Annotated in this window: 19 protein-coding genes; 8 read left to right on the top strand and 11 right to left on the bottom strand. The window is 63.0% G+C overall.

Features of this window, described 5'->3' with window-relative positions; genetic code table 11:
- Positions 1 to 23 precede the first annotated feature (23 nt).
- Both EV679_RS12530 and EV679_RS12525 read right to left on the bottom strand, forming a co-directional pair.
- Positions 24 to 341 (bottom strand): hypothetical protein, encoded by a 318-nt coding sequence (locus EV679_RS12530; protein WP_068370689.1) that lies wholly within the window; start codon positions 339 to 341, stop codon positions 24 to 26.
- 131 nt (positions 342 to 472) lie between these two features.
- The gene (locus tag EV679_RS12525) at positions 473 to 1,399 is read right to left on the bottom strand and encodes a DNA/RNA non-specific endonuclease (RefSeq protein ID WP_130487399.1); all 927 of its coding nucleotides are present in this window, start codon (positions 1,397 to 1,399) and stop codon (positions 473 to 475) included.
- A gap of 230 nt (positions 1,400 to 1,629) precedes the next feature.
- Here EV679_RS12525 and EV679_RS12520 point away from each other — a divergent pair, with 230 nt between their 5' ends.
- Positions 1,630 to 1,926 carry a hypothetical protein gene (locus EV679_RS12520; RefSeq protein WP_068370683.1) on the top strand — a complete coding sequence of 99 codons (297 nt, stop codon included), beginning with the start codon at positions 1,630 to 1,632 and terminating at the stop codon, positions 1,924 to 1,926.
- Positions 1,927 to 1,999: 73 nt separating this feature from the next.
- Here the strand turns inward: EV679_RS12520 and EV679_RS12515 are convergent, their stop codons facing one another.
- The 6 genes from EV679_RS12515 to EV679_RS12490 form a co-directional block, all read right to left on the bottom strand.
- The gene (locus EV679_RS12515; protein ID WP_068371034.1) at positions 2,000 to 2,545 is read right to left on the bottom strand and encodes a phosphoribosyltransferase; all 546 of its coding nucleotides are present in this window, start codon (positions 2,543 to 2,545) and stop codon (positions 2,000 to 2,002) included.
- 238 nt (positions 2,546 to 2,783) lie between these two features.
- On the bottom strand, positions 2,784 to 4,079 hold the full coding sequence (locus EV679_RS12510; protein WP_068370681.1) for an adenylosuccinate synthase: 1,296 nt from the start codon (positions 4,077 to 4,079) through the stop codon (positions 2,784 to 2,786).
- Positions 4,080 to 4,166: 87 nt separating this feature from the next.
- On the bottom strand, positions 4,167 to 5,333 hold the full coding sequence (locus EV679_RS12505) for an ATP phosphoribosyltransferase regulatory subunit (RefSeq protein WP_068370677.1): 1,167 nt from the start codon (positions 5,331 to 5,333) through the stop codon (positions 4,167 to 4,169).
- 276 nt (positions 5,334 to 5,609) lie between these two features.
- On the bottom strand, positions 5,610 to 6,839 hold the full coding sequence (locus tag EV679_RS12500) for an MFS transporter (RefSeq protein WP_068370674.1): 1,230 nt from the start codon (positions 6,837 to 6,839) through the stop codon (positions 5,610 to 5,612).
- A gap of 53 nt (positions 6,840 to 6,892) precedes the next feature.
- Entirely contained in the window at positions 6,893 to 7,789 is an 897-nt protein-coding gene (locus tag EV679_RS12495) for an amidohydrolase family protein (RefSeq protein WP_127774565.1), read from the bottom strand.
- Positions 7,790 to 7,813: 24 nt separating this feature from the next.
- Positions 7,814 to 9,016: an alpha-hydroxy acid oxidase gene (locus EV679_RS12490; protein WP_068370669.1), complete on the bottom strand. Its 1,203-nt coding sequence runs from the start codon at positions 9,014 to 9,016 to the stop codon at positions 7,814 to 7,816.
- A gap of 334 nt (positions 9,017 to 9,350) precedes the next feature.
- On the opposite strand from EV679_RS12490, the gene EV679_RS12485 reads away from it, so the two are divergent.
- Positions 9,351 to 10,271 (top strand): LysR family transcriptional regulator, encoded by a 921-nt coding sequence (locus EV679_RS12485; RefSeq protein ID WP_068370662.1) that lies wholly within the window; start codon positions 9,351 to 9,353, stop codon positions 10,269 to 10,271.
- Between the two features lie 54 nt (positions 10,272 to 10,325).
- Here the strand turns inward: EV679_RS12485 and EV679_RS12480 are convergent, their stop codons facing one another.
- The gene (locus EV679_RS12480) at positions 10,326 to 11,282 is read right to left on the bottom strand and encodes a 3-hydroxyacyl-CoA dehydrogenase (protein ID WP_130487398.1); all 957 of its coding nucleotides are present in this window, start codon (positions 11,280 to 11,282) and stop codon (positions 10,326 to 10,328) included.
- A 340-nt stretch (positions 11,283 to 11,622) separates the two neighbouring features.
- Here EV679_RS12480 and EV679_RS12475 point away from each other — a divergent pair, with 340 nt between their 5' ends.
- Genes EV679_RS12475 through EV679_RS12460 form a run of 4 tightly spaced genes read left to right on the top strand, consistent with a single transcriptional unit; the run spans position 11,623 to position 15,305 of the window.
- Positions 11,623 to 12,516: a siderophore ABC transporter substrate-binding protein gene (locus EV679_RS12475; protein ID WP_242611499.1), complete on the top strand. Its 894-nt coding sequence runs from the start codon at positions 11,623 to 11,625 to the stop codon at positions 12,514 to 12,516.
- Positions 12,503 to 13,522 (top strand): ABC transporter permease, encoded by a 1,020-nt coding sequence (locus EV679_RS12470; protein ID WP_130487396.1) that lies wholly within the window; start codon positions 12,503 to 12,505, stop codon positions 13,520 to 13,522. The genes EV679_RS12475 and EV679_RS12470 overlap by 14 nt, the downstream gene beginning before the upstream one ends.
- The gene (locus EV679_RS12465) at positions 13,519 to 14,535 is read left to right on the top strand and encodes an iron chelate uptake ABC transporter family permease subunit (protein ID WP_083969577.1); all 1,017 of its coding nucleotides are present in this window, start codon (positions 13,519 to 13,521) and stop codon (positions 14,533 to 14,535) included. The genes EV679_RS12470 and EV679_RS12465 overlap by 4 nt, the downstream gene beginning before the upstream one ends.
- Positions 14,532 to 15,305: an iron ABC transporter ATP-binding protein gene (locus EV679_RS12460; RefSeq protein WP_130487395.1), complete on the top strand. Its 774-nt coding sequence runs from the start codon at positions 14,532 to 14,534 to the stop codon at positions 15,303 to 15,305. Before EV679_RS12465 ends, EV679_RS12460 begins: the two co-directional genes overlap by 4 nt.
- A 114-nt stretch (positions 15,306 to 15,419) precedes the next feature.
- Here the strand turns inward: EV679_RS12460 and EV679_RS12455 are convergent, their stop codons facing one another.
- Together EV679_RS12455 and EV679_RS12450 are read right to left on the bottom strand one after the other, a co-directional pair.
- Entirely contained in the window at positions 15,420 to 17,078 is a 1,659-nt protein-coding gene (locus tag EV679_RS12455; protein ID WP_238591368.1) for a carboxylesterase/lipase family protein, read from the bottom strand.
- Positions 17,079 to 17,255: 177 nt separating this feature from the next.
- Positions 17,256 to 17,858, bottom strand: coding sequence for a TetR/AcrR family transcriptional regulator (locus tag EV679_RS12450; RefSeq protein WP_130487394.1), 603 nt, complete (start codon positions 17,856 to 17,858; stop codon positions 17,256 to 17,258).
- A gap of 169 nt (positions 17,859 to 18,027) precedes the next feature.
- Between EV679_RS12450 and EV679_RS12445 the strand changes: the two genes are divergently transcribed.
- Positions 18,028 to 19,644, top strand: coding sequence for an ATP-binding cassette domain-containing protein (locus tag EV679_RS12445; protein WP_130487393.1), 1,617 nt, complete (start codon positions 18,028 to 18,030; stop codon positions 19,642 to 19,644).
- Positions 19,641 to 21,212: an ABC transporter ATP-binding protein gene (locus EV679_RS12440; protein ID WP_130487392.1), complete on the top strand. Its 1,572-nt coding sequence runs from the start codon at positions 19,641 to 19,643 to the stop codon at positions 21,210 to 21,212. Before EV679_RS12445 ends, EV679_RS12440 begins: the two co-directional genes overlap by 4 nt.
- The last annotated feature ends 57 nt before the right edge of the window (positions 21,213 to 21,269 follow it).

Raw genomic sequence — 21,269 nt, 5'->3', positions numbered from 1 at the left:
TGGATGCCGTGTTCTGTCGGCCCCTATACCAGATAGAACAACAAGACGGCCGCAACAATGATGGCTACGGCCAGGCTGGCGATATTGATCCAAGCGCCAGCTTTTTCACCTGTTTTCGCGGCCTCGAGCGAGGCCTGGGCCATCTGATTTTCAAGTTCGGTATCGTAGGCGGACATGAATTCCTGTTCTCGCCCGGGGAAATTCCTGGCGGCGACTTCAGCCTCGATGCGCAGTTCATCTGAGCGTCGCGTCGGAGAAACGGCCGCAGCCTGGATTTCTACCTGGGCCTCCGCTGCATGCAGCCGGGCCAATTCCATTGCGCTGTTTTTGACTTCGGACATCGCTCACCTCCGCATGTAGGATGATTCCATCATACCCGAGAAGTTTTTCATCGCTTGAGCGCCAGCCTCTCTGCCTCCCCAATCCCCCAAAAACTGCCCCCACTTCCACTAGGGCCCCGCCGGATGCGACGTCAACGCAGCGCGCCCGGTGGCAGAAGTTCCAGCCCCGTTCTGCGTACGAATTCCTCGTAGCTGATGGGCGGCCCTGCCTTGGTGTCAGGACGATTCGCATGCCAGTGCACCCAGGCACGACCGCTGCTGGCGTCGTAGACGACTTTGTAGATATGACTGGGAACGGCAACATGGCCCGCGCCTATAGTTGCCACGCCGTTCTCATACACCGGACCAGTGAAGATGTAGACATCGCCTTTGGCGCGCTGCACATATTTGCGGGTGTCCTGTTCGATGCGATTCCAGGCGCCGCCATTATGGATCTGGTTCTGCGGCACCATATTGGCCAGCGAAAAGCTTTGCGCCATGGCTTCTGCCGTGTGCATGTCGCCCGCCGGCGCCATGTGGCCGCGCGAATAGCCCGACCCACGGTAATCCGCCAGGGTGGCGCGTTCGGCCTCCGGCAGGCGCGCTTCCGCATAGAACCTGTCGGTCCGCCCGATACTTCGGCCTTGCGCCAGCATTTGGCGATTGAGACGCTGTGCAACGAACACCGGCGTTTTCTGCCGGCCACCATGCAGGATGGCGAATGCGCTGAAGCACAGTTCGCGCAAAGCCGGCTGCGCAGGTACAACCGGCGGCCTGCGTTCCGGGAAGAACTGCGGACAGCCAGCAAAGTTTGTCTGTACCTGGGCCTGTCCTGTCACATGGCCAGGCTCGTCTTGCTGCCACACCATCCTGGACAGAATGGGTTCCAGCGACAGCTTGTCGCGCAGTTCGGGATGCAGAGCACAGCTGGCGGCCAGGAACGATGCCAGCGCGGAGGCCCCCAACGCCCGGAAGAAGCGCCCCGCCTGCCCTCCCGACGCCCTGGCTCGGCTGCGGCTACTGCTGGTGCTTGATGCAACGTTTTTCTTGCGGGGTACAGTTTTCTTCTTGGGGCTCATGCGACGGGTATCTGTTTGCTGCCGGGTACCACACCATGTCGGTAAGTACCCATTGGCATTGTAGCCGTTCACATCAGTAACCATTTGACCCGGCCTGCAGGCTGCCGCACCGCCCGGCGCGTTACGCTTTTCCAGCGCACACCCGCACGGCTGGCGGCTTCATGGGCCGAATGCCATAATCCCGGCTGCCGCTTTGTGCGGCTTCTTTTTATTCCCTCGGATCAGAGACCATGAAACGAACTGTCCCCATGCTGCTGGCCCTGGCTGCCGTCAGCATTTTGTCCGGCTGCGGAGAGTCTTCCAAGATTTCGCAGAACAATACCTGCATCTACTCCACGGACGAAGAGGCCAAAGCCTGCAAGCCCGGCGAACTGGCCTATTTCCGTCCCCAAAGCTGGGGCAACCAACAGTTGCCGCTGCAAGTCGCCGCCCTGTATTGCGACTTCGATCACCAGATCATGCATACCGACGCCGGCGTGCTCTGTGTCTTTACCGACAAGCGCCTGCATCTGCTGGACGCGGAATAAAAAACAGGCCTGGCCGCAGCGCTTGCATGTGCGCTGCGGCCAGGCCTGTTTATCATCGGGCCGAACGGCTCGATCAGTCGTTATGCACGCCTTTCTGCATCCACGCAGCCAGCTGGTGCGGACGCAGGCTGTCGTAGTCTTCGAAGGGCTGGTGAATCCAGGGGTTGGTCGGCAGACGATCCACGTAGTAATCCGGCGTGGCCTGCGCCCTGCCTTTCCACCACAGCACGGCCGTGCGCAGCTCCGTGATGGCAGGGAATTGCTTGCGCAAATGCTCGTGCACACGGTTGAAGGTCAGGCCGGTATCGACCATGTCATCGACCAGCAGTACCTTGCCATCCAGCGAGCCGCGCGTGATGGTGATGAATTGGGCAATATCCAGCTCACCTTGCTGGGTGCCGGCCGCTTCCCGATAGCTGCTGGTGGCCAGAATACCCAGGGGTACGTCGTAGATGCGCGAGATGACATCCCCCACACGCACGCCGCCACGAGCCAGGCACAGAATCTTGTCGAATACCCAGCCGGACTCATACACCTTGAGGCACAGGCGTTCGATCAGACGGTTGTATTCTTCCCAGCTTACCCACAGGTCGCTATCAGTGTTTTCAGGAAGGGCCATACTCATTACTCCATGCGAGTTCCAGACGGCCATCCAGGCCCCCGGCAACGTCAAAAAATGCCAGGCTGGTCCCAGGAAGGAAGGTCCGCTGAACGGACAGGCTGCCTTCCTGGCACAAATGGCCCGGCGATAAAAAAACCGCAGCCAAATGGCTGCGGCAGAAATCATAACGCCAAGCGGCGTCTGCTGTCTTTCCGGATCGGCTGATGCCAGGCGCAATCAGCCGAAAAACCGGACATCAATCCTTGAAAGGATGCTTCATCAGGATGGTTTCGTTGCGATCGGGACCGGTAGAGACCATGGCGATGGGCACGCCGCAGACTTCCGCCATGCGTTCCAGGTAGCGGCGGGCATTGGCCGGCAGTGCGTCGAAGGACTGTACGCCCACCGTGGATTCCGTCCAGCCCGGCAGCGTTTCGAACACCGGCTCGGTACGCGCCACGGCTGCAGCGCCGCTGGGCAACACGTCGACGAACTTGCCGTCCAGGTTGTAGCCCACGCCGATCTTGATCTCTTCGAGACCATCGAGCACATCCAGCTTGGTGATGCACAGGCCGCTGATCCCATTCAGACGCACCGAGCGCTTCAGCGCCGCGCCATCGAACCAGCCGCAACGGCGCGGACGGCCCGTCACTGCGCCGAATTCCTTGCCGACCTTGGCCAGGTGCGAACCGATATCGTCATGCAGTTCCGTGGGGAACGGGCCCGAGCCGACGCGCGTTGCATAGGCCTTGGTGATGCCCAACACATAGGACAGCGCCTGGGGGCCAACACCGGCACCCGCCGAGGCAGCACCCGCCACGCAGTTGCTGCTGGTCACAAAGGGGTAGGTACCGTGGTCCACGTCCAGCAGCGCGCCTTGTGCACCTTCGAACAGCAGGTTCTGGCCGGCTTCGCGGGCCTCGAACAGCAGCGTGGAAACATCGGCCACCATGGGCTTGATGATCGGGGCGAAGGCCAGCGCCTCGTCCAGCACTTTCTTGAAATCGACCGCTTCGCCGCCCAGGTACTGGGTCAGCACGAAGTTGTGGTACTCCAGGACTTCTTCCAGCTTGGCGGCGAATTGGGCTTCGTCGTACAGATCCTGCACGCGCAGGGCGCGGCGGCCGACCTTGTCTTCGTAGGCCGGGCCGATGCCACGGCCGGTCGTGCCGATCTTGCCTTCGCCCTTGCGGGCTTCGCGAGCCTGGTCAACCGCAATGTGGTACGGCAGGATCAGCGTGCAGGCTTCGGAAATCTTCAGGCGCGAACGCACGTCCAGGCCGGCGGCTTCCAGTTCGGCAACTTCGGTCATCAGCGCCTGCGGCGACAGGACGACGCCGTTGCCGATATAGCAGGTCACGCCGGGATGCATGATGCCCGAGGGAATCAGGCGCAGCACCGTCTTCTTGCCGTTGATCCAGAGCGTGTGGCCGGCATTGTGGCCTCCCTGGAAACGCACCACGCCCTGGGCCGATTCTGCCAGCCAGTCGACGATCTTGCCCTTGCCTTCATCACCCCACTGGGTGCCGATAACTACTACGTTCTTAGCCATGTCTGTATTCGAGAAAAGAGTAGATTCAAATCCGGAAAAAGCCCTGGAACGGCGCCTCAGCAGCGCCCGCCCTGGCAGCATGCCCGTTCAGGCACGCTCCAGCGAGCGCAGCTTCCAGGCCCCTTCATGTTCGTAAAGTTCTCTGTCGCAGAAAAACTCGTCCTGTTCGTGCTCGTGGCCGGGCAGCATCTGCACCACGACTTCGCCCCGGCTGCGCAGTTCGTGCACCACTTTTTCCAGCACCGGATCGGTGCTCCAGGGCGCACGGATCGCCGGGGACGCCTGGGCCGGCTGCAGGCCCGCCGCCAGCTTGCGCAGGTCCAGACTGAACCCTGTCGCGGGCCGGGCCCGCAAACCGGATTCGCCCACCTTGTCGTAGCGGCCGCCACGGACGATTTCATCGTGCCAGCCCTGCGCATAGATGGCGAACGTGACGCCGGAGTGATAACCATAGCCCCCGACTTCCGCCAGGTCGATGCTGATGCAGGGAACATCCAGGGCCTGCGCCGTCGTCTGCAGCTGGTCCAGCGCCGCCGTGACACCCGGCAAGGCGGGCAGGCACTGGCGTGCCTGGTCCAGCACTTCCAGGCCGCCATAGAGGTTGGGCAGGCGCTCCAGTGCCGTCCAGGTGGCCGCAGCCACGCCAGGCACAACTGCCGCCAGCTCACGCAGGCCGGGGATGTCCTTGTCGCGCAACAGGGTGAAAACCGCTTCCGCATGCGGAGCGATGGCCGCATCGGCATCCAGGATGGACTGCGCCAACCCAGGGTGATAGAGATCCAGGCGGGCATCCACGACCCCGGCCACGCGCACGCTGGCAAACGCCAGGCGAACGATTTCGAGGTCGGCCTCGACGCCGGCATGCCCGTACAGCTCGGCGCCGATCTGCAACAGTTCGCGCCGCGCCAACAGGCCGGCGGGACGGGTATGCAACACCGAGCCGCAATAGCACAGACGCGTGACCGCATCGCGATTCAGCAGGTGTGCGTCTATGCGCGTCACCTGGCGCGTCATGTCGGCCCGGATGCCAAGCGTGCGGCCAGACAGCTGGTCCACCAGCTTGAAAGTACGCAGGCTCAGGTCCCGCCCGGTACCCGACAACAGTGAATCTATGTATTCGACCAGTGGCGGCGCCACCAGCTCATAGCCATAAACCCGGTAGAGATCCAGCAGCTTGCGGCGCAACTCTTCGATGCGTCGTGCTTCTGCCGGCAATGTGTCGGCAATCCCTTCCGGAAGCAACCAATCGCCCATCATGATATTTCAGCAATTCCCAAAACTGGATACGCTTGCGCAAAGTGCGCGGGCAAACAAAAAGCGGCTTGGGGCGTAAGCCCGGCAAGCCGCCTAGGAGTAACGCAGGGTCTGTGCCAGACAAACTTCCTGCAATTAGCTTACGGGTTATTGTATACCCTTTGCAGATTTACACAAACCACCGCCCGGCGCCATGCCCCGGCACATGAAAACGCGCCGTTCACCCAATTGTTGAACGGCGCGTTCCGCAGGTTTGCCGGTGCCCGCAGGCAAAACTTACTCGATTTCCCGGCCCTTGGTTTCAGGCAGCAGCAAAGCCGTCACCAACACGACGGCATAGGCCGTACCTGCGAATATCCCGATCGCCATGCCCAACCCCGTCACGCCGGAGAGGTAGCCCACCAGGCTAGGGAACAAGGCCCCTACGCCACGGCCGAAATTGTAGGCAAAGCCCTGCCCGGTGGCCCGCACATCCGAGGGGAACAGCTCAGTCAGATAGGCGCCCATGCCACTGAAAATCCCCGACGCCGCAAATCCCAGCGGGAAGCCCAGGTACAGCATCTGCTCGTTGCTCAGCTGGAACTGCGTGTAGGCATAGACGCTGATGCACGAGATCACGGCAAAAATCAGCAGGTTGGCCCGGCGCCCCAAGCGATCCGTGAGGTAGGCGCCCACGATATAGCCGATGAACGACCCCAGGATGATGACCATCAGGTAGCCGCCGGTACCAACCACGGACAACTGCCGTTCGCTCTTGAGGAAGGTCGGCAACCAGGTGGTCACGGCGTAATAGCCGCCCTGAACGCCGGTGCATAGAATGGCGCTCAGCACCGTGGTCTTGAGCAGCGCCGGGGAAAATATCTTCCACGGCGAACTGCGCTCACCACGGCTGGCCTGTTCTTTCTTGGTGCGCTCGAAGATTTCAGGCTCGGGCACGTGACGGCGGATGTACAGCACCAGCAGCGCCGGAATCACGCCGATCCAGAACAGCGAACGCCAGGCCCAGTCTTCAGGCAGCACGCTGAAAGCCACCGTATATAGAAGCGCCGCCAAGCCCCAGCCGATCGCCCAGCCGCTCTGCACCGTGCCCACGGCGCGGCCACGGTATTGGGTGCGGACGATTTCGCCCATCAGCACGGAACCCACTGCCCATTCCCCGCCGAAGCCCAGGCCCTGCAATGCCCGCAGTACGAACACCTGCTCGAAATTCTGTGCAAAGCCGATCAATACCGTGCACAGCGAGAACCATAGGATAGTCGCCTGCAGCACGCGCACCCTGCCGTAGCGGTCCGCCAGGATACCAGCCAGCCAGCCGCCCACCGCCGAGAACAGCAGCGTGACCGTGCCCAGCATCCCGGCCTGGGTGCGGTCGATATTGAACAAGGTGATCAAGGTCGTGATGACGAAAGTGAACACCATGAAATCCAGCGCATCCAGCGCCCAGCCGCCAAACGCGGCAATAAAGGTTTTCCGTTCCTTGGGGGAAAGTTCCGAATACCAGCTCATGATTCTGTCTCCTGTTTATGGATATCTGTTTGCCACCATGCTGCCTGCCGCCTTCAGGCGGGCGTGGCAGGAAAACCGTAGAGCCGGGCCGGGTTGTCGACCAGGATGCGGCGGCGCGTCGTTGCGTCCGGCGCCCATTGCGGCAACAGGTTCAGCAGCTTGCCGGTATCGGGCATCTGCTCGCGCGCCACGTGCGGCCAGTCGCTGCCCCACACCATGCGGTCCGGCGCCAGTTCGATGAGCGACTGCGCCAGGGGCTGCACATCGCGGAACGCCTCGAAATCGTCGCTGATGCGATAAGCGCCAGAGAGCTTGACCCAGAAGCCATGGTCCGCCACCAGGCTGCGCATGGCCTGGTAGCCCGGCGCATCCAGCCCCATCGAAACCGGCGCATGTCCCATGTGGTCGATCACCCCTGGCACGGGCAGGCGTGTCATGCGCGGCATCAATTCCGGCAAATCGCGCACATCCATCAGGAATTGCATGTGCCAGCCCAACGGCGCAATGCGCGCCGCCAGCCGCTCCATGGCCTCAAAGCCGATGCCGCCGCCGAACAGGACATTGATGCGCAAGCCGCGCACGCCGGCTTCGTGCATGGCCAGCAGTTCGCGATCGCTGATATCTGCGTCGACCACGGCAATGCCGCGCAAGCGCTGGGGGTTGCGCCGCAGCACTTCCAGCATGTAGCGGTTGTCGGTGCCATAGACACTGATCTGAATCAGAACGCCATGACTCATGTGGTTGCTGTCGAGCATCGCCAGATATTTCTGCTCAGGCGCCGGCGGCGGCGTATAGCTGCGATTGGCCACCATCGGATAGGCGTCGCTGTCGGCCACGACGTGGGCGTGCGTATCGACGGCGCCCGGAGGAACATCGAAAGCAGGCGCTTCGAATTGCGCCAGCGGCGCGCGGCACAGGGCTGCGGTTTCGGTTTGAGGATGGCTAGACATGGAGTGTCCTCGCTGTGGGTAAGATCAGGAAATAGTGCGCGGCACCAGGCACGCGGGAGTCAGTTCATCGCAACGGTTGATGCCCAGCATCCCCATGTTGCGGTCGATTTCCTCGCGCAACAGCCTGATGCCATGGGCAACGCCCGCTTCGCCGGCAATGGCGGCGGCGTAATTGAAGGGGCGTCCGACAAAGACCATGCGTGCCCCCATCGCCAGCGCAACCATCACGTCCGAACCGCGCCGAAAACCACTGTCAACCAGAACGGGCAGGTCCGGCACAGCAGCCACGACCGCCTGCAGGGAGCGCAACGGCGAGATGGCACCGTCGAGCTGGCGGCCCCCGTGGTTGGAGACGATGACGGCATCCGCACCATGCTCGCGGGCCAGCTTCGCGTCGGCCGGATGCAAGATGCCCTTGATCACCAGGTTACCGTGCCATTGACGGCGGATTTCAGCGAAATGGCGCCAGTTGAGATGGTCCCGGGCAGTGAAATCCCGCAGCACCGTGGCCGACAGGATGGGCGCGCCGCGCGTCGCGAAAGAGTTCTCAAAATGCGGCATGCCGTGACGCGCCAGCGTACGCAGAAAGGTGCCGAACAGCCAGGAAGGCCGCGTCAGGCCATCCCAGGCCAGCCGCAAGCTGGGCTTGAGCGGCGTGGAGAAACCGGCGCGGATATTATTTTCGCGATTGGCATTGACGGGGATATCCACTGTCACGACCAGCGTATCGCATCCGGTACGCGCCACACGGTCCAGCAAGGCGGCAATGCGTTCGGAATCCCCGGGCAGATAGGCCTGGAACCAGGTCCCCGGCACATCTTCCATGACAGTTTCCAGCGGAATGACGGAAGTGCCGCTCAGGACTGCAGGAATATTCGCAGCACGCGCAGCGCGGGCCAGCACGACGTCGCCACGGTAGGCGGTCAGCGCGGCCAGGCCCATGGGGGCAATACCGAAGGGGCTGTCATAGGTGCGGCCGAACAGTTCGACTTTCTGGCTGCGTCCGGACACGTCCGTCAGAATGCGTGGCAGCAGGCCGTATTCCAGCAAGGCATGCTGGTTGTCGCGTCCGGCGCGGCCATCCTCCACGGTACCGGCGACATACTCGAACAGCGGCCTGGGTAAGTGCCGCCGGGCCTGGCGCTCGAAATCCTGCAAGTTCAGCACGCCGCGCAGTCTGCGGGGCTCGCTTGCCTTTGATTTTGCGTTCGGTTGAAAAACAGACATGGGTGCTGCGCCTTGAATACAACGATGAGGCGCATTCTAGAAATGGCACTTTCTTTGGTAAATTGAAATAAACACCCGGCTTAGATTGAATAAAATCGAACAAAAATCTGGCAATGAATGCCTGGTGTGGCGGTTTTACTGGCCGCGCAGCCGATCCGATTACCGAATGCCTCGGCGAAAAGCCGCAGGCACTCACATCAAACCTGGTATTTACCCCTATGCCTGCCTGCCCCCGCCAACCGTTGCCACCAGCCTTCTTTCATCCTGGCCCCGGTTTCACCCCGGTCGGCAGCCCGCGTTCCAATACACCCACTTATCCTCCCCACGCACGCCCATGATGCCCCCCACCCTCAAGCAGATAGAAGCGTTCTATCGCGCCGCGACCTGCTCCAACTTCGCCACGGCGGCGCAACGCTTGCATCTATCGCTGTCGTCGCTGTCCAAGCGCATCAGCGAGCTGGAAGCCGCACTGGGCGTACAGTTATTCGACAGGCGCGGCAACCGCGCCACGCTGACGCATGACGGCCAGCGCCTGTTGCCCGTGGCGCTGGCGGCGCTTGATGCCGCACAGGCCCTGCAACAGGCGGCCGGCAACCAGGGCGCCAGCCTGAACGGCACCTTCGAACTGGGCGCAGGAGAACTGTCGGCGCTGAGCTGGCTGCCGGACTTCGCGGCACAGGTGCGGGCATTGCATCCCGCCTTGCAGCTCGCGCTGGACGTGGATATGGGCGCTCCACTGGAACAGCGGCTGGCCGCCGGCAAACTGGACCTGGCCGTGATTGCAGGGCGTTCTTCACGCAGCGATATCCTGTCCCAACCCATCGGACGTGCGGATTTCGAATGGGTGGCTGCGCCAGCGCTACTGGCCGGCCGCAAAGCCAGGCAGCGCGACCCGGCCGCCTTGCTGCAGGAACTGCCGCTCATCACCTTGCCCGCTGGCGCCGGCACGACGCGTATTCTCGACGATTGGCTGATGAGCCAGCAGATCCATCATGTCACGCGGCTGTCCTGCAACAACTGGACGGCCGTGGCCGGCATGCTGCGGCGCGGCCTGGGTGTCGGTTTCCTGCCCTGCGGCTGGGCCTTGCACGCCAACGATCGGCAACCGCTTGCGCGCCTGGAGCACCGGCAACCGCTGGCTCCCTTGCTGTATTCGGTCCAGTGGCGCCGCAGTGACGAACGCCCGCTGATCCTGGCGATGCGCGAACTGCTGGCGGGTTGCGTTGATTTTTCCGCCCCCAGGGAAAACCTGTAGCAGCCAGGCCGCAAGCAGTGCCGCCCGCCTGGCCCGGCTCTGCCACAGGTTCGCCTATTTTTCGTACTTGTAGAAGCCCTCGCCGCTGGCAACGCCCAACTTGCCCTGGTCGAGATAGTTTTCCTTCAACCAGTTCGCCAGCCTGCGTTCACGTTCCCCGCCCTGCGACAGGATGTTGTACGGCGTATTCAGGCCGATGATGTCATAGATCTGGAATGGCCCCATGGGCGCGCCGGTGGCGATGCGCCATACCTTGTCCACATCATGCGGGTCGGCATAGCCGCCTTCCGCCAGTTCCGCGGCGGCATTGAGCAAGGGCACCAGCAACGAATTGAGTACGTACCCAGCCTTCTCCTTGCGCACGGGAATGGGCACCATGCCAATATCCGCGGCAAACTGCACCAGGGCATCGAACACGGCGGGATCGGTATCGGACGTGCCCATGATTTCCGCCGTATTGAACTTCCATATCTGGTTGGCGAAGTGCAGGGCCAGGAAACGATCCGGACGGCCAGTGGCATCTTTGATGGCGCTGGGCAGCAAGGTAGACGAATTGGTGGCGAAGATAGTCCTGGCCGGCGCCAGGCCCGCCAGCCTGGCGTAGGTTTCCTGTTTGATGGCAAGCACTTCCGGAATGGCTTCGATGACCAGATCGGCATCGGCCACGGCCGCAGCCAGGTCGGTGCTCAGGTGCAGTCTTGCCGCCGCCGCATCAGTCTTGCCATCTGCCGCGCCCGGCACCTCACGCACGTAGGTTTCCGCCAATTTGGCAAAACGCTGGCTGGCCTGCTCTGCCGATTGATCATTGACGGCATATGCCGTTACGTCAAAACCGCTGTAGGCGCTTTGAAACGCAATCTGGGAACCCAGCACGCCCGTGCCGACCACTGTGACCTTCCTGATGGTGCTCATTGCTATCCTTTGACTGGAATGCCGGCAACGTCCGGGGAGTCGCGCCGCCGCTAGTAAATAATGACCTAATATAAAGATGAAGACGAGCTTCCCGCACATCTTGTAACGAACAACTGTTACAAGACGGCAGTCGATACAGGCAATCTCACACCAGTATCCCCCCCACAGTCTCCCCGTTTTTCCCGTCTTGAGCTTCCTATCTTTATTGCCCGGCGTTTGCCCACGCCCCACATATGGCGATATAAAGGCGGCTACGTGAAATATCCGCCCTGCGCCCGCTGGCCGGCTACAAACCGTTTTTTGTGGCCGCATCAGGCGTCAGACAATGAATGAAACGTATTCTTATAGGAAGAAAGCCGTGCACCGCGCTACTCATCTGTCCGCCGCTGGCAAGTTCCCGTTTACCCACCGCGTCGCCCGCGCCTGCCTCACGCCTGTCCTGGCCGCCATCCTGAGCTGCGCCGCAGTCTCCGCGCAGGCCGAACCGGTCGAGGTCTCCCACGTACAAGGCAACACCACGCTGCCGGCCAAACCAGAAAAGCTCATCGTGCTGGACTTCGCCACACTCGACACCCTGGATGCCCTGGGCGTGCCGGTGGCCGGCGTCCCCAGCGCTGCCGTGCTGCCTGAACGCCTGCAAAAATACAGCGCGGACGATGTGCTGAAAGCCGGCACCGCTTTCGAGCCGAACTATGAGGCCATCAATGCCGCCAAGCCCGACCTGGTACTGGTGGCCGGCCGTTCCGCCCCCAAGTACGACATGCTCAAGCGCATTGCACCGACAGTGGACCTGACGCCTGACGCCGCCGACCTGCTGGGCAGCCTCGAGCACAACACCAAGCTGCTGGCCGGCCTGTTCGACAAGGAAGATGTGGCTGACGCCAAACTGGCCACGCTGCACGAATCCATAGATGCGCTGAAGGCCAAGGCGGCCCAGGCCGGCCCCGGCCTGATCGTGCTGACCACTGGCGGCAAGATGAGCGCTTACGGCCCGGGTTCGCGTTTCGGCGTGCTGCACGATGCCTTCGGCATTGTGCCGGCAGACCCCAACCTCAAGGTTTCGCTGCACGGACAGGCCATTTCCTTCGAGTACATCCTGAAGACCAACCCCGAATGGCTGTTCGTGATCGACCGCGATGCCGCCATCGGCCGCGAAGGCACGTCGGCCCAGCGCCTGCTGGACAATGAACTGGTCCGCAAGACCGCCGCCTGGCAAAAGGGCCATGTGGTGTATCTCGATGCCGCCAACTGGTATCTGCTGGGCAGCGGCGGCCTGGCCGCCATGCAGCAAAACGTCGATCAGCTGAGCGCCGCCTTCGATGAAAAGCAGTAATCCGGCCGTCGCCGCTCCGCGAGTGGCGCGCCGGCGTGTTCCGTCTGCAGGCTGGCTGTTGCCCGCCTGCGGCGGGATCGCCGTTTTATTCGTGATCAGTCTGTTCATCGGCGCCAGCGATCTCAGCTGGCGCGACCTGTGGCAGGATGATGCCGGCGATGCCTGGTCCCTGCTCACGGTCAGCCGCCTGCCACGCACCATCGCCCTGCTGCTGGCTGGCATCGCACTAGCCGTCGCCGGCCTGCTCATGCAGGTCATGGTGCAGAACCGCTATGTCGAGCCCTCCACCACCGGCACTGTCGAATCGGCCATGCTGGGCATCCTGTTCGTTGCCCTGGTCATGCCCGACATTTCCGTTGTGGGACGCATGCTGGTCGCCGGCAGTTTCGCCATGGGCGGCACCATGTTGTTCCTGATGATCCTGCGGCGCACACCATTGCGCTCCCCCTTCCTGGTCCCGCTGGTCGGTATCGTGTTGGGCGGCATCGTCAGCGCCGTGACGAATTTCTTCGCCTATCGCTACGATATGCTGCAATCCCTCAATGCCTGGACCACCGGCGATTTTTCCGGTGTCCTGCGCGGACGCTACGAATTGTTGTGGATCGGCTTCGCGCTGGCCTGTGCGGCCTATCTCGCCGCCGACCGTTTCACGGTCATGGGCATGGGCCAGCGCTTCAGCACCAATCTCGGCCTGAACCACCGCGCCCTGACGCTGGCAGGCCTGGTCATCGTATCTGCGGTATCGACCGTCGTGGTCATCACGGCTGGCAACATCCCGTTCCTGGGGCTGGTGGTGCCCAATGTCATCAGCCTGATCATGGGCGACAATATGCACCGCTCCCTGCCATGGATCGCCCTCATGGGGGGCGGCCTGGCCCTACTGTGCGATATTGTCGGCCGCCTGATCAATCCGCCTTATGAAATACCCATCGGCGTCACCATGGGCATACTCGGGTGCATCCTATTCCTCTACCTGATTCTACGCAACAGGAACGGAGCCGCATGATGCATCGTGGTGAATCATCCCCTGCCCTGGCGACCGTCGACACATTGCCACTGAATCCTGCCGCACGACGCGCCTGGCGCCTGCTGCCGCTGCTGGTCCTGGCGCTACTGGCCATCCTCGCCTTCATGACGACCGGCACCCGTGGCGACTGGGGTTTCATTCTGGCGTTCCGCGGAATCAAGCTGGCGACCATGGTGCTGGTGGCCTGTGCCATTGCAATTTCTACGGTGCTGTTCCAGACCATCACGCATAACCGCATCCTCACGCCCGCGCTGATCGGTTTCGATGCCCTCTATACCCTGATACAGGCCGCGGCCGCCTTCAGCCTGGGCACCGAACTTACGTCGATTTCGCAAGCCAGCGGCGTTCAGTTCCTGGTGCAGGTCGCCATCATGACCGGGCTGGCCTGCCTGCTGTTCCGCTGGCTTTTCACCGATACGGCACAAAGCCTGCATCGCCTGATACTGGTCGGCATCACTTTCGGCCTGCTGTTTCGCAGCCTGGCCAATCTGCTGATGCGCCTGATCGACCCGAATGAGTTTGTCATCGTGCAGGACAAACTGTTCGCGTCCTTCAATTCCGTGGAACCCAAGCTGCTCGGACTGAGCACCGTACTACTGGTGGCCGCAGCGCTCTGGGCGCTACGCCTGCTGCCGCGCTACGATGTCCTGGCGCTGGGGCGCGATATCGCCATCAACCTGGGCGTGCCCTATCAGCGCACCGTCATGCAGACGCTGGTGGTCATTGCCGTGCTGGTTGCCGTTTCCACGGCGCTAGTCGGCCCCATCACCTTTCTCGGCCTGCTGGTCAGCAACCTCGCCTACCACGTCATGGATTGCGACCGGCACCGGCTAACCCTGCCTGCCGCCATCCTGATCGGCATCATCTTGCTGGTGGGTGGCCAGACCGTGCTGGAACATGTCCTGCATCTGGAAACTGCGATCAGCGTGGTCATCGAGTTCACCGGCGGGCTGCTGTTCCTGCTCATGGTTACGCGCAAGGCAATGAAATGATAGAAGTCTCCGAACTCAGCAAACACTATGGCGGCAGCGTCGTGGTCGATGGCGTTTCGCTGCGCATTCCCACGGGAGGCGTCACCGCCATCATCGGCCCCAACGGGGCGGGCAAATCCACCCTGCTCTCCATGATCAGCCGACTGCTGCCCATGGATGCCGGCGCAGTCCTCATCGACGGGCTGGACGTCAGCCGCGCCAGCAGCAAAGTGCTGGCCAGGCGGCTCGCCATCCTGCGCCAGGACAACCACCTGCCGCTGCGCCTGACCGTCCGCGACCTGGTGGCGTTCGGCCGTTTCCCGCACAAGGGCGTGAGCACGGCCGAGGAAGACGAACGGCAGATCAGCATGGCGCTGCGTTACATGGATATGGAAACGCTGGCGCATCGTTTTCTCGACGAGTTGTCCGGCGGCCAGCGCCAGCGCGCCTTCGTCGCCATGGTGTTATGCCAGGACACCGACTACGTGCTGCTGGACGAACCGCTCAACGGACTGGACATGCAACACGCGGTAGCCATGATGCGCACCTTGCGGCATGCGGCCGACACCCTGGGCAAGACCGTGGTGCTGGTGCTGCATGACATCAATTTCGCTTCCTGTTATGCCGACGCCATCATCGCAATGCGCCGGGGCCGGCTGGCCCATCATGGCTCGCCGGCGGAACTGGTCAGAAGCGATCTGCTCAGCGAACTCTATGAAACGCCCATCAGCGTGCATGACATCGGCGGCCAGCGTATCTGCGTCTATTACACCGGCCAGCCCCGACGCTAAGGCCAGCCCGCCCAGGCGCAGGAATCGTAACAACCAGGCTCGCATGGCATGAGGTCATGCAGACGACTGCAGGCCTGGCGGTAGGATTTCGGCCAGGCCTGCATTTTCCGCGGCTCAGTCCTTCACGAACGAAACCGGGAAGCTGTACTCGTACAGCGGCAAGTCCGCCAGCGCCTCGCGCCCATGGGCTTGCGGGTCGGCAACGACCTGCCAGCTGCCGCCAATGCGGGCGGTCTGGCGCTGGCCACGCTCGTAGCGCTCCCAGCCCTGCACGCCGGCACGATCCGAATTCGGGTTGCCGGTGCGGGCGAACTGCCCCCAGATTGCCCCCAGGCGATTGCGCACCTCGATCTGATCGGAGCTATCCTGCACCAGCGCCCGGGCGGCATCCAGCGTACCGAACACGAAGGGCACTTCCGACGTATGGGCCGCACCGAGCACGCCTGCGCGCGCCGGAGACTTCCAGTCGAACTCGTAGGCGTAGACGGCAGCGCCGTTCAGATCCGCCTGACGATCCGCAAACGCCAGTGTTGGCAGCTTGTAGTTGTAGTCGCCGGCAATGGCGATCAATTGATGGGCAGGCGTGCTGCCCGGATAGCGTGCCGCGTAGCTTTGGAGGATTTCCCTGGTCTGCGCATCCGTCAGTTGCAGGAATTTCTGTACCCGGGCCTCCAGCTGCGCCTGGCTGATGGAAAAATTGGCCGGATTGCCTGCCAGGAAAAACGTCGCTTCATCCTGGGCATAGCCCACCAGCACCGGCACGTCAGCCGCCAGCGCCACCGCGCGCGGGTCATAGGGTTCCTCACGGAACACCACGCCGTCGAGCGTCGGGCGGAATTCACTGACGCCGCCGGTCTTGGCCAGCAGCTTGCCATAGGCGGCGAGGATCTGTTCCACCGGCAACTGCTGGATGCGCGCAGCATTGCCTGCATTGAGCCCCAGTTCCTGCAACAGGCCATGCGTGGCGCGCTCAGCCTTTTCCTGGCTGCCCAGGCGCCACAGACCCGAACCGCTTTGTACGATGGCCTTGTGGAACAGGCCCTTGGCCGCCGGCAGCCCCAGCAGCGCCGTGACCTTGGCCGCTCCGCCGGATTGCCCGAAGATCGTAACGTTGTCGGCGTCACCGCCGAAGCCCTCGATGTTGTCCTTCACCCACTGCAGGGCCTCGACCTGGTCCAGCACACCGACGTTGGCCGATTCCGCTGCGAACCCGGGCGCATTTTCACCCACATAGAGCGACCCGAACACATTGAGGCGATGATTGACGGAGACGACGACCACGTCCTGGCTCTGCGCCAGGAAACTGCCATCGAAACCGGCGGAAGTCCCTGCTCCAGCAGAAAACGCTCCGCCATGCAGCCAGAACAGCACCGGCCGCTTCTTGCCGTCATTGATGGCAGGGGTGTAGACCGCCAGCGACAGGCAATCCTCATCGGCGGCCACGCCAGACCAGTACCAGGCGAATTCCGCAACGGAAGCACCCTTGAGCTGTGGCGCACTCGCGCCATGCTTGGTGGCATCGCGCACGCCTGCCCACGGCTGCTTGCGCACGGGCGGCTGGAACCGGTTGGCTCCTGCCGTTGTTTCGCCATAGGGGACGCCACGGAAGGCATAGCCCTGGCTGGTGCGCACGCCACGCAGACGCCCGGCCGCCGTTTCCACGACCGGTTCGCCCGCCGCGACCGGACTGGCGCAGGCCAGCAGGCCACCCGGCAAACTGACGACCACACCGGCTTTCAAGCCTGATACCAGAAATTCTCGTTTATTCATCATCCATCCTTCGTTCATACGCTGCACCACCAGCCAGACCGGCTGCCCGCCACTGTCGGACAATGCTGCTGCCAGCACAGGGGTAGACCGATTAGTCTAAATAACCCGAAGGCATGTTCAAACGAACTTTTATGCATTAACTAACATCTGATAACAGGGGTAGCCCGACGGCTGGCATGGCTAGGACGGCATGTGCAGCACCCCGATAACGAGGGCCTGCATGCCCCGGTCGAATTCCGCTTCGATTTCCGCAGCCTCAGTTTCATCATCCAGCAGCGGCACATCATCGTCCGCGCTAACGGCATACACGGTATCTGCCAGCGCAATGCAATGAAAGGCAATCGTGGACAACAGCCAGCGTGCCCGCCCGCGCGTCAAGCCGTAGCGGCCAGCGAACCATTCATGGTGCGCATAGATTTTGTCCAGCATGGTGGGCGTGGTAGCGCTGCGCCGTATCAGATAGGGCGCCAATCCCTGGTGCCGGCGCACCAGTTCGCGCAAAGACGCACTGAAGCGATGCAGGTATGCCTCGAGCGGCTCGTGTAGCGGCCCAACCGTTTCCGGCATCTGCCAGCGGCAGAAAATCTCCTCGGCGACCAGACGCTTGAGCGCCTCCAGGTTCTGCACATGCTTGTAGAGGGCCATGTGACTCACCCCGAGCAAAGCCGCCACGCCCACGAATGTCATCCTGGGCAAGCCCATGACCATCCCCGCCTCGGCAATGCGCTGGCGAGTGATGCTGGGCGGCCGGCCACGCCGGGGGGCTGGTTTAACCGTTTCCATGTATTTCGCTTTTCCGGGTCATCTTCATCTGATCAACGAAATTAGTTTATCATCATGAAACTAATTGATTGAAAACCATTCTCGACCTGGGCCTGATTTTCGGAATAACGGTTCCGCCACGGCGCCCCTTCCCTGAAACCGGACGCCCCTGCCGATGACAGAACACACCATGACTCAAACTGTTCCCCGGAACCGATGGCTGGATCCCGTCCTGCTCCCCGCCTTGAAACCCGCATTCCCGGCCCTGGCTGCCGGTATCGGCACCGCTGCGGCATCTGGCCTCGCGACACTCGGCGCGCTCTGGTGCCTGGTCTGCATGCTGCGCGAGCCGACGCTGTCCTGGGCGGGTGCGGCTTGCTTTTTGTGGGTCAGCGGCGCCCTGCTGGCGTCGCTGTCTGCGTGGCTATCGCATGACGCAGAAGGACGTTTCGAGGCCAGGCTCAGGCGGCAGGTCGCCGGGCACCTCCTGCGCCTGCCAGCCAGCACGTTAAGCCGCCACGGCGGCGACAAGCTGCGCCGTCTGGTGTCGGACGACATCAGCGCCCTGCACCACATGGTTGCGCACCTGCCTTCGGAAATCGCCACCTTTGTCATCGTGCCGATTGCCTCCGTGCTGCTGCTGTCCGGCCTGGCCGGTCCGCTTGCCTTGCTGGCGCTGATCCCTGGCGCACTGGCTGCCGGTTTCTACCTGGTGGTGATTCCGAAAATGGCAGCCCGGCAAGGCGCTGAACAAGCGGATGTCATGGGCAATATCATGAGTGCCGCCGACGACTATGCGCGCGGCATCCGAGTGAGCCGCATCTATGGCGCCCAGGCCGGCGCGGCGGCCGCCTACCAGTCGGCGACACGGCGCTTCATCGACGGCATGCTGGAACGCGTCGGCCGGGTCGCGACGGCTGCCGCCATCGCCGTCGCACTGCTGCAGGCTGTTTCCACCTTCGCCATTGCCTATGCGGTCGGCCATGAACTGCCCGCCTATCGGCTGGCTGCCGCCCTGCTGTTCAGCCTGGCCATCGTGACCCCAGCGCTAAAGCTCGGTCACGGCCTGGATTATCTATCAGCAGGACGTGCCGCTGCACAGCGCCTGGCAGCACTGCTGCAAGAAACCCCGCTGGCCAGCGGCACCTGCCTGGCGCCCGAACCCACGGGCCAGGGCCTGCCGCTGACGGTTTCGGACCTGCAACTGCAGCAGGGGGAACGCCATTTGGTCCAAGGGCTGACGCACATTTTCATGCCAGGCACCCTGACAGCCATCACCGGCCCCAGCGGAAGCGGCAAGACCACGCTGCTGCGCGTGCTTGCAGGACTGGAAACGCCCCAAGGCGGCGAAATACGGCTGGGCCATACGCGTGTGGCCGACTTGGCGGAAGACGTGCGCTCCCAGCACCTGCTGCTGATTCCGCAAGGTGGCAGCGTACTGCCCGCCGCCGTTCAATCAACGCTTGCCCTGACCGCTCCCGGCGCCAGCGAAGCAGACTATCTGGCCGCCCTGGGCCGGGCGCAGATCGACATCGAACCAGGCGCCGACGCCAGCCTACTCTCCGGTGGCGAAAAGCAGCGCGTCGGCCTGGCCCGCGCCTTCCTGTCCTCCGCCAGCCTCATTCTGCTCGATGAACCGACCAGCGCACTGGACTCGCAGACGGCTGCGCGCCTGATGCAGGAACTGCTGCGCCTGGCGCGGCAGGCAAACAAGGCCATCCTGATGGTGACTCACGATACAGAATTGGCAAATACTGCCGACGCACGGCTGGACCTTGCCGCCTTTCACCAGGGAGATGCGCGATGACCGCCGCACCGAACCCGATTCACTCCGCCCGCCGCCGCCTGATTGCCATCGGCATAGGCTGGTCCGCCGTGGCGTTGCTGGAAGCCTTCACCTATACCCTGCTTGCGCTGGCGATCCTGCATCACCAGCCACCTGGCCTGGTCCTGGCCTGCGCCGCCCTCACGCTGCTGCTCACTGTCCTGGTCACACGGACCGGATTTTTCTCCGGCGCCCGCATGGCTGGAGATCTCTATGACGCGCTGGGCCAGGCGCTGACTCGCACACGCCTGTCCTGGTTCACGCCGGCACATCGCGCCCTGGTATCCAGCATTGCCGGCCGTGGCATTCCCACCCTGATGAGCGTGCCGGCCCACCAGTTGCAAACCTTTCTGCTGGCTCCGCTCACCCCGCTTTTCCTGCTGGTCGGCATTGCGCTGGTTGCCGGCGCCAGCACCACGCTGCTGGTCGGCGGCCTGATGGTCGTCGCACTGACGGCGCAATATCTCTCCCAGCGCGCGCTCAGCCGGGCCGACGCACGGCGTCATGAAGCCGAACTGGCCGCAACTCAGGCCACGCTGGAGCTGACCGATCACCTGGAATTACTGCGTACCGCCGCCGGTCCGAGCCGCGCACTGGCTCGCCTGGAACAGCGCTGGCAGGCACAGGAACGCGCGCTGGCGCGCACCAATCATGCCGCTGCCCCGGCCACTTTCATTTCTGCGCTGGCAAGTGTGCTGCCCTTGGCAGGCGTCGTACTGTCTCAGGGCTTGCAGGGCTTCACCGACCCGGCCGCCGCGCTGGCAATTCTCATCCTGACCGCCAGGGCTGCCGCCCCCCTCGACGCCCTGGCCCTGGCCGGGCTGGGTATCAACGACCTGCGCGCCACCATCGACGATTACCGCAAGGCCATTACCGCACCGACACTGCCCGAGCCCGGCGCCGCGCAGGCGCAGCAGCCCCAAGGCTGGCATTTCGAACTCAGTGATGTCAGTCATGCCCCGGTGCTGCACGGCATCAATGCACGCATCCCCGCAGGAGAACGGATACTCATCGCCGGTCCGACCGGCAGCGGCAAAAGCACCTTGCTGGGTTTGCTGATGCGCTTTGACGACCCCCAATCCGGCCGTATCACGTTGGGCGGCGTCCCGCTGCCGGACATGCGCTATGAGGACTTCGCCACCCATATCGCCTATGTGCCCCAGGAACCGGTGGTCTTCACCGGCACCCTGGCTGAAAACGTGCGCTTGGGTCGTCCGGGCGCGTCCGATGCGGAAGTCATCGAGGCAGCCCGGCTGGCGGCGCTGGATGAAGTGCTGACACGTACGCCTGAGGGTATTCACCAGCAACTGGGCCACCAGGGTTCGGCGCTGTCGGGCGGGGAGCGCCAGCGTGTGGCCCTGGCCCGCGCCCTGCTCAAGCGCGCTCCCGTGCTCATCCTGGATGAAGCAACGGCAGCGCTGGATGAAACCACCGAGGCAAGAGTCGCCCAGGCAATCCGTGCGCTGGATGCCACCGTCGTCATCGTCACCCACCGTGATCCCGGCGTCTGGCAAGCCAGCCGTACCATACGGCTAGGCCTGGGCACCTGACCAGCCTCGCACGCCCCTGATCTGCAGCCCGCAGCATGACTGCGGGCCGGCGGCATC

It is taken from the genome of Kerstersia gyiorum (genome assembly GCF_004216755.1).
Classification (GTDB): domain Bacteria; phylum Pseudomonadota; class Gammaproteobacteria; order Burkholderiales; family Burkholderiaceae_B; genus Kerstersia; species Kerstersia gyiorum.
Note: the sequence above shows the minus strand (reverse complement) of the source record. Positions and strands in the feature narration are given on the sequence as shown.

Bases quoted from the DNA above. Each gene is read 5' to 3' on its own strand.
- EV679_RS12530 (WP_068370689.1), bottom strand. From the start codon at position 341: ATGTCCGAAGTCAAAAACAGCGCAATGGAATTGGCCCGGCTGCATGCA.
- EV679_RS12525 (WP_130487399.1), bottom strand. From the start codon at position 1,399: ATGAGCCCCAAGAAGAAAACTGTACCCCGCAAGAAAAACGTTGCATCA.
- EV679_RS12520 (WP_068370683.1), top strand. From the start codon at position 1,630: ATGAAACGAACTGTCCCCATGCTGCTGGCCCTGGCTGCCGTCAGCATT.
- EV679_RS12515 (WP_068371034.1), bottom strand. From the start codon at position 2,545: ATGGCCCTTCCTGAAAACACTGATAGCGACCTGTGGGTAAGCTGGGAA.
- EV679_RS12510 (WP_068370681.1), bottom strand. From the start codon at position 4,079: ATGGCTAAGAACGTAGTAGTTATCGGCACCCAGTGGGGTGATGAAGGC.
- EV679_RS12505 (WP_068370677.1), bottom strand. From the start codon at position 5,333: ATGGGCGATTGGTTGCTTCCGGAAGGGATTGCCGACACATTGCCGGCA.
- EV679_RS12500 (WP_068370674.1), bottom strand. From the start codon at position 6,839: ATGAGCTGGTATTCGGAACTTTCCCCCAAGGAACGGAAAACCTTTATT.
- EV679_RS12495 (WP_127774565.1), bottom strand. From the start codon at position 7,789: ATGTCTAGCCATCCTCAAACCGAAACCGCAGCCCTGTGCCGCGCGCCG.
- EV679_RS12490 (WP_068370669.1), bottom strand. From the start codon at position 9,016: ATGTCTGTTTTTCAACCGAACGCAAAATCAAAGGCAAGCGAGCCCCGC.
- EV679_RS12485 (WP_068370662.1), top strand. From the start codon at position 9,351: ATGATGCCCCCCACCCTCAAGCAGATAGAAGCGTTCTATCGCGCCGCG.
- EV679_RS12480 (WP_130487398.1), bottom strand. From the start codon at position 11,282: ATGTGCGGGAAGCTCGTCTTCATCTTTATATTAGGTCATTATTTACTA.
- EV679_RS12470 (WP_130487396.1), top strand. From the start codon at position 12,503: ATGAAAAGCAGTAATCCGGCCGTCGCCGCTCCGCGAGTGGCGCGCCGG.
- EV679_RS12465 (WP_083969577.1), top strand. From the start codon at position 13,519: ATGATGCATCGTGGTGAATCATCCCCTGCCCTGGCGACCGTCGACACA.
- EV679_RS12460 (WP_130487395.1), top strand. From the start codon at position 14,532: ATGATAGAAGTCTCCGAACTCAGCAAACACTATGGCGGCAGCGTCGTG.
- EV679_RS12455 (WP_238591368.1), bottom strand. From the start codon at position 17,078: ATGATGAATAAACGAGAATTTCTGGTATCAGGCTTGAAAGCCGGTGTG.
- EV679_RS12450 (WP_130487394.1), bottom strand. From the start codon at position 17,858: ATGGAAACGGTTAAACCAGCCCCCCGGCGTGGCCGGCCGCCCAGCATC.
- EV679_RS12445 (WP_130487393.1), top strand. From the start codon at position 18,028: ATGACTCAAACTGTTCCCCGGAACCGATGGCTGGATCCCGTCCTGCTC.
- EV679_RS12440 (WP_130487392.1), top strand. From the start codon at position 19,641: ATGACCGCCGCACCGAACCCGATTCACTCCGCCCGCCGCCGCCTGATT.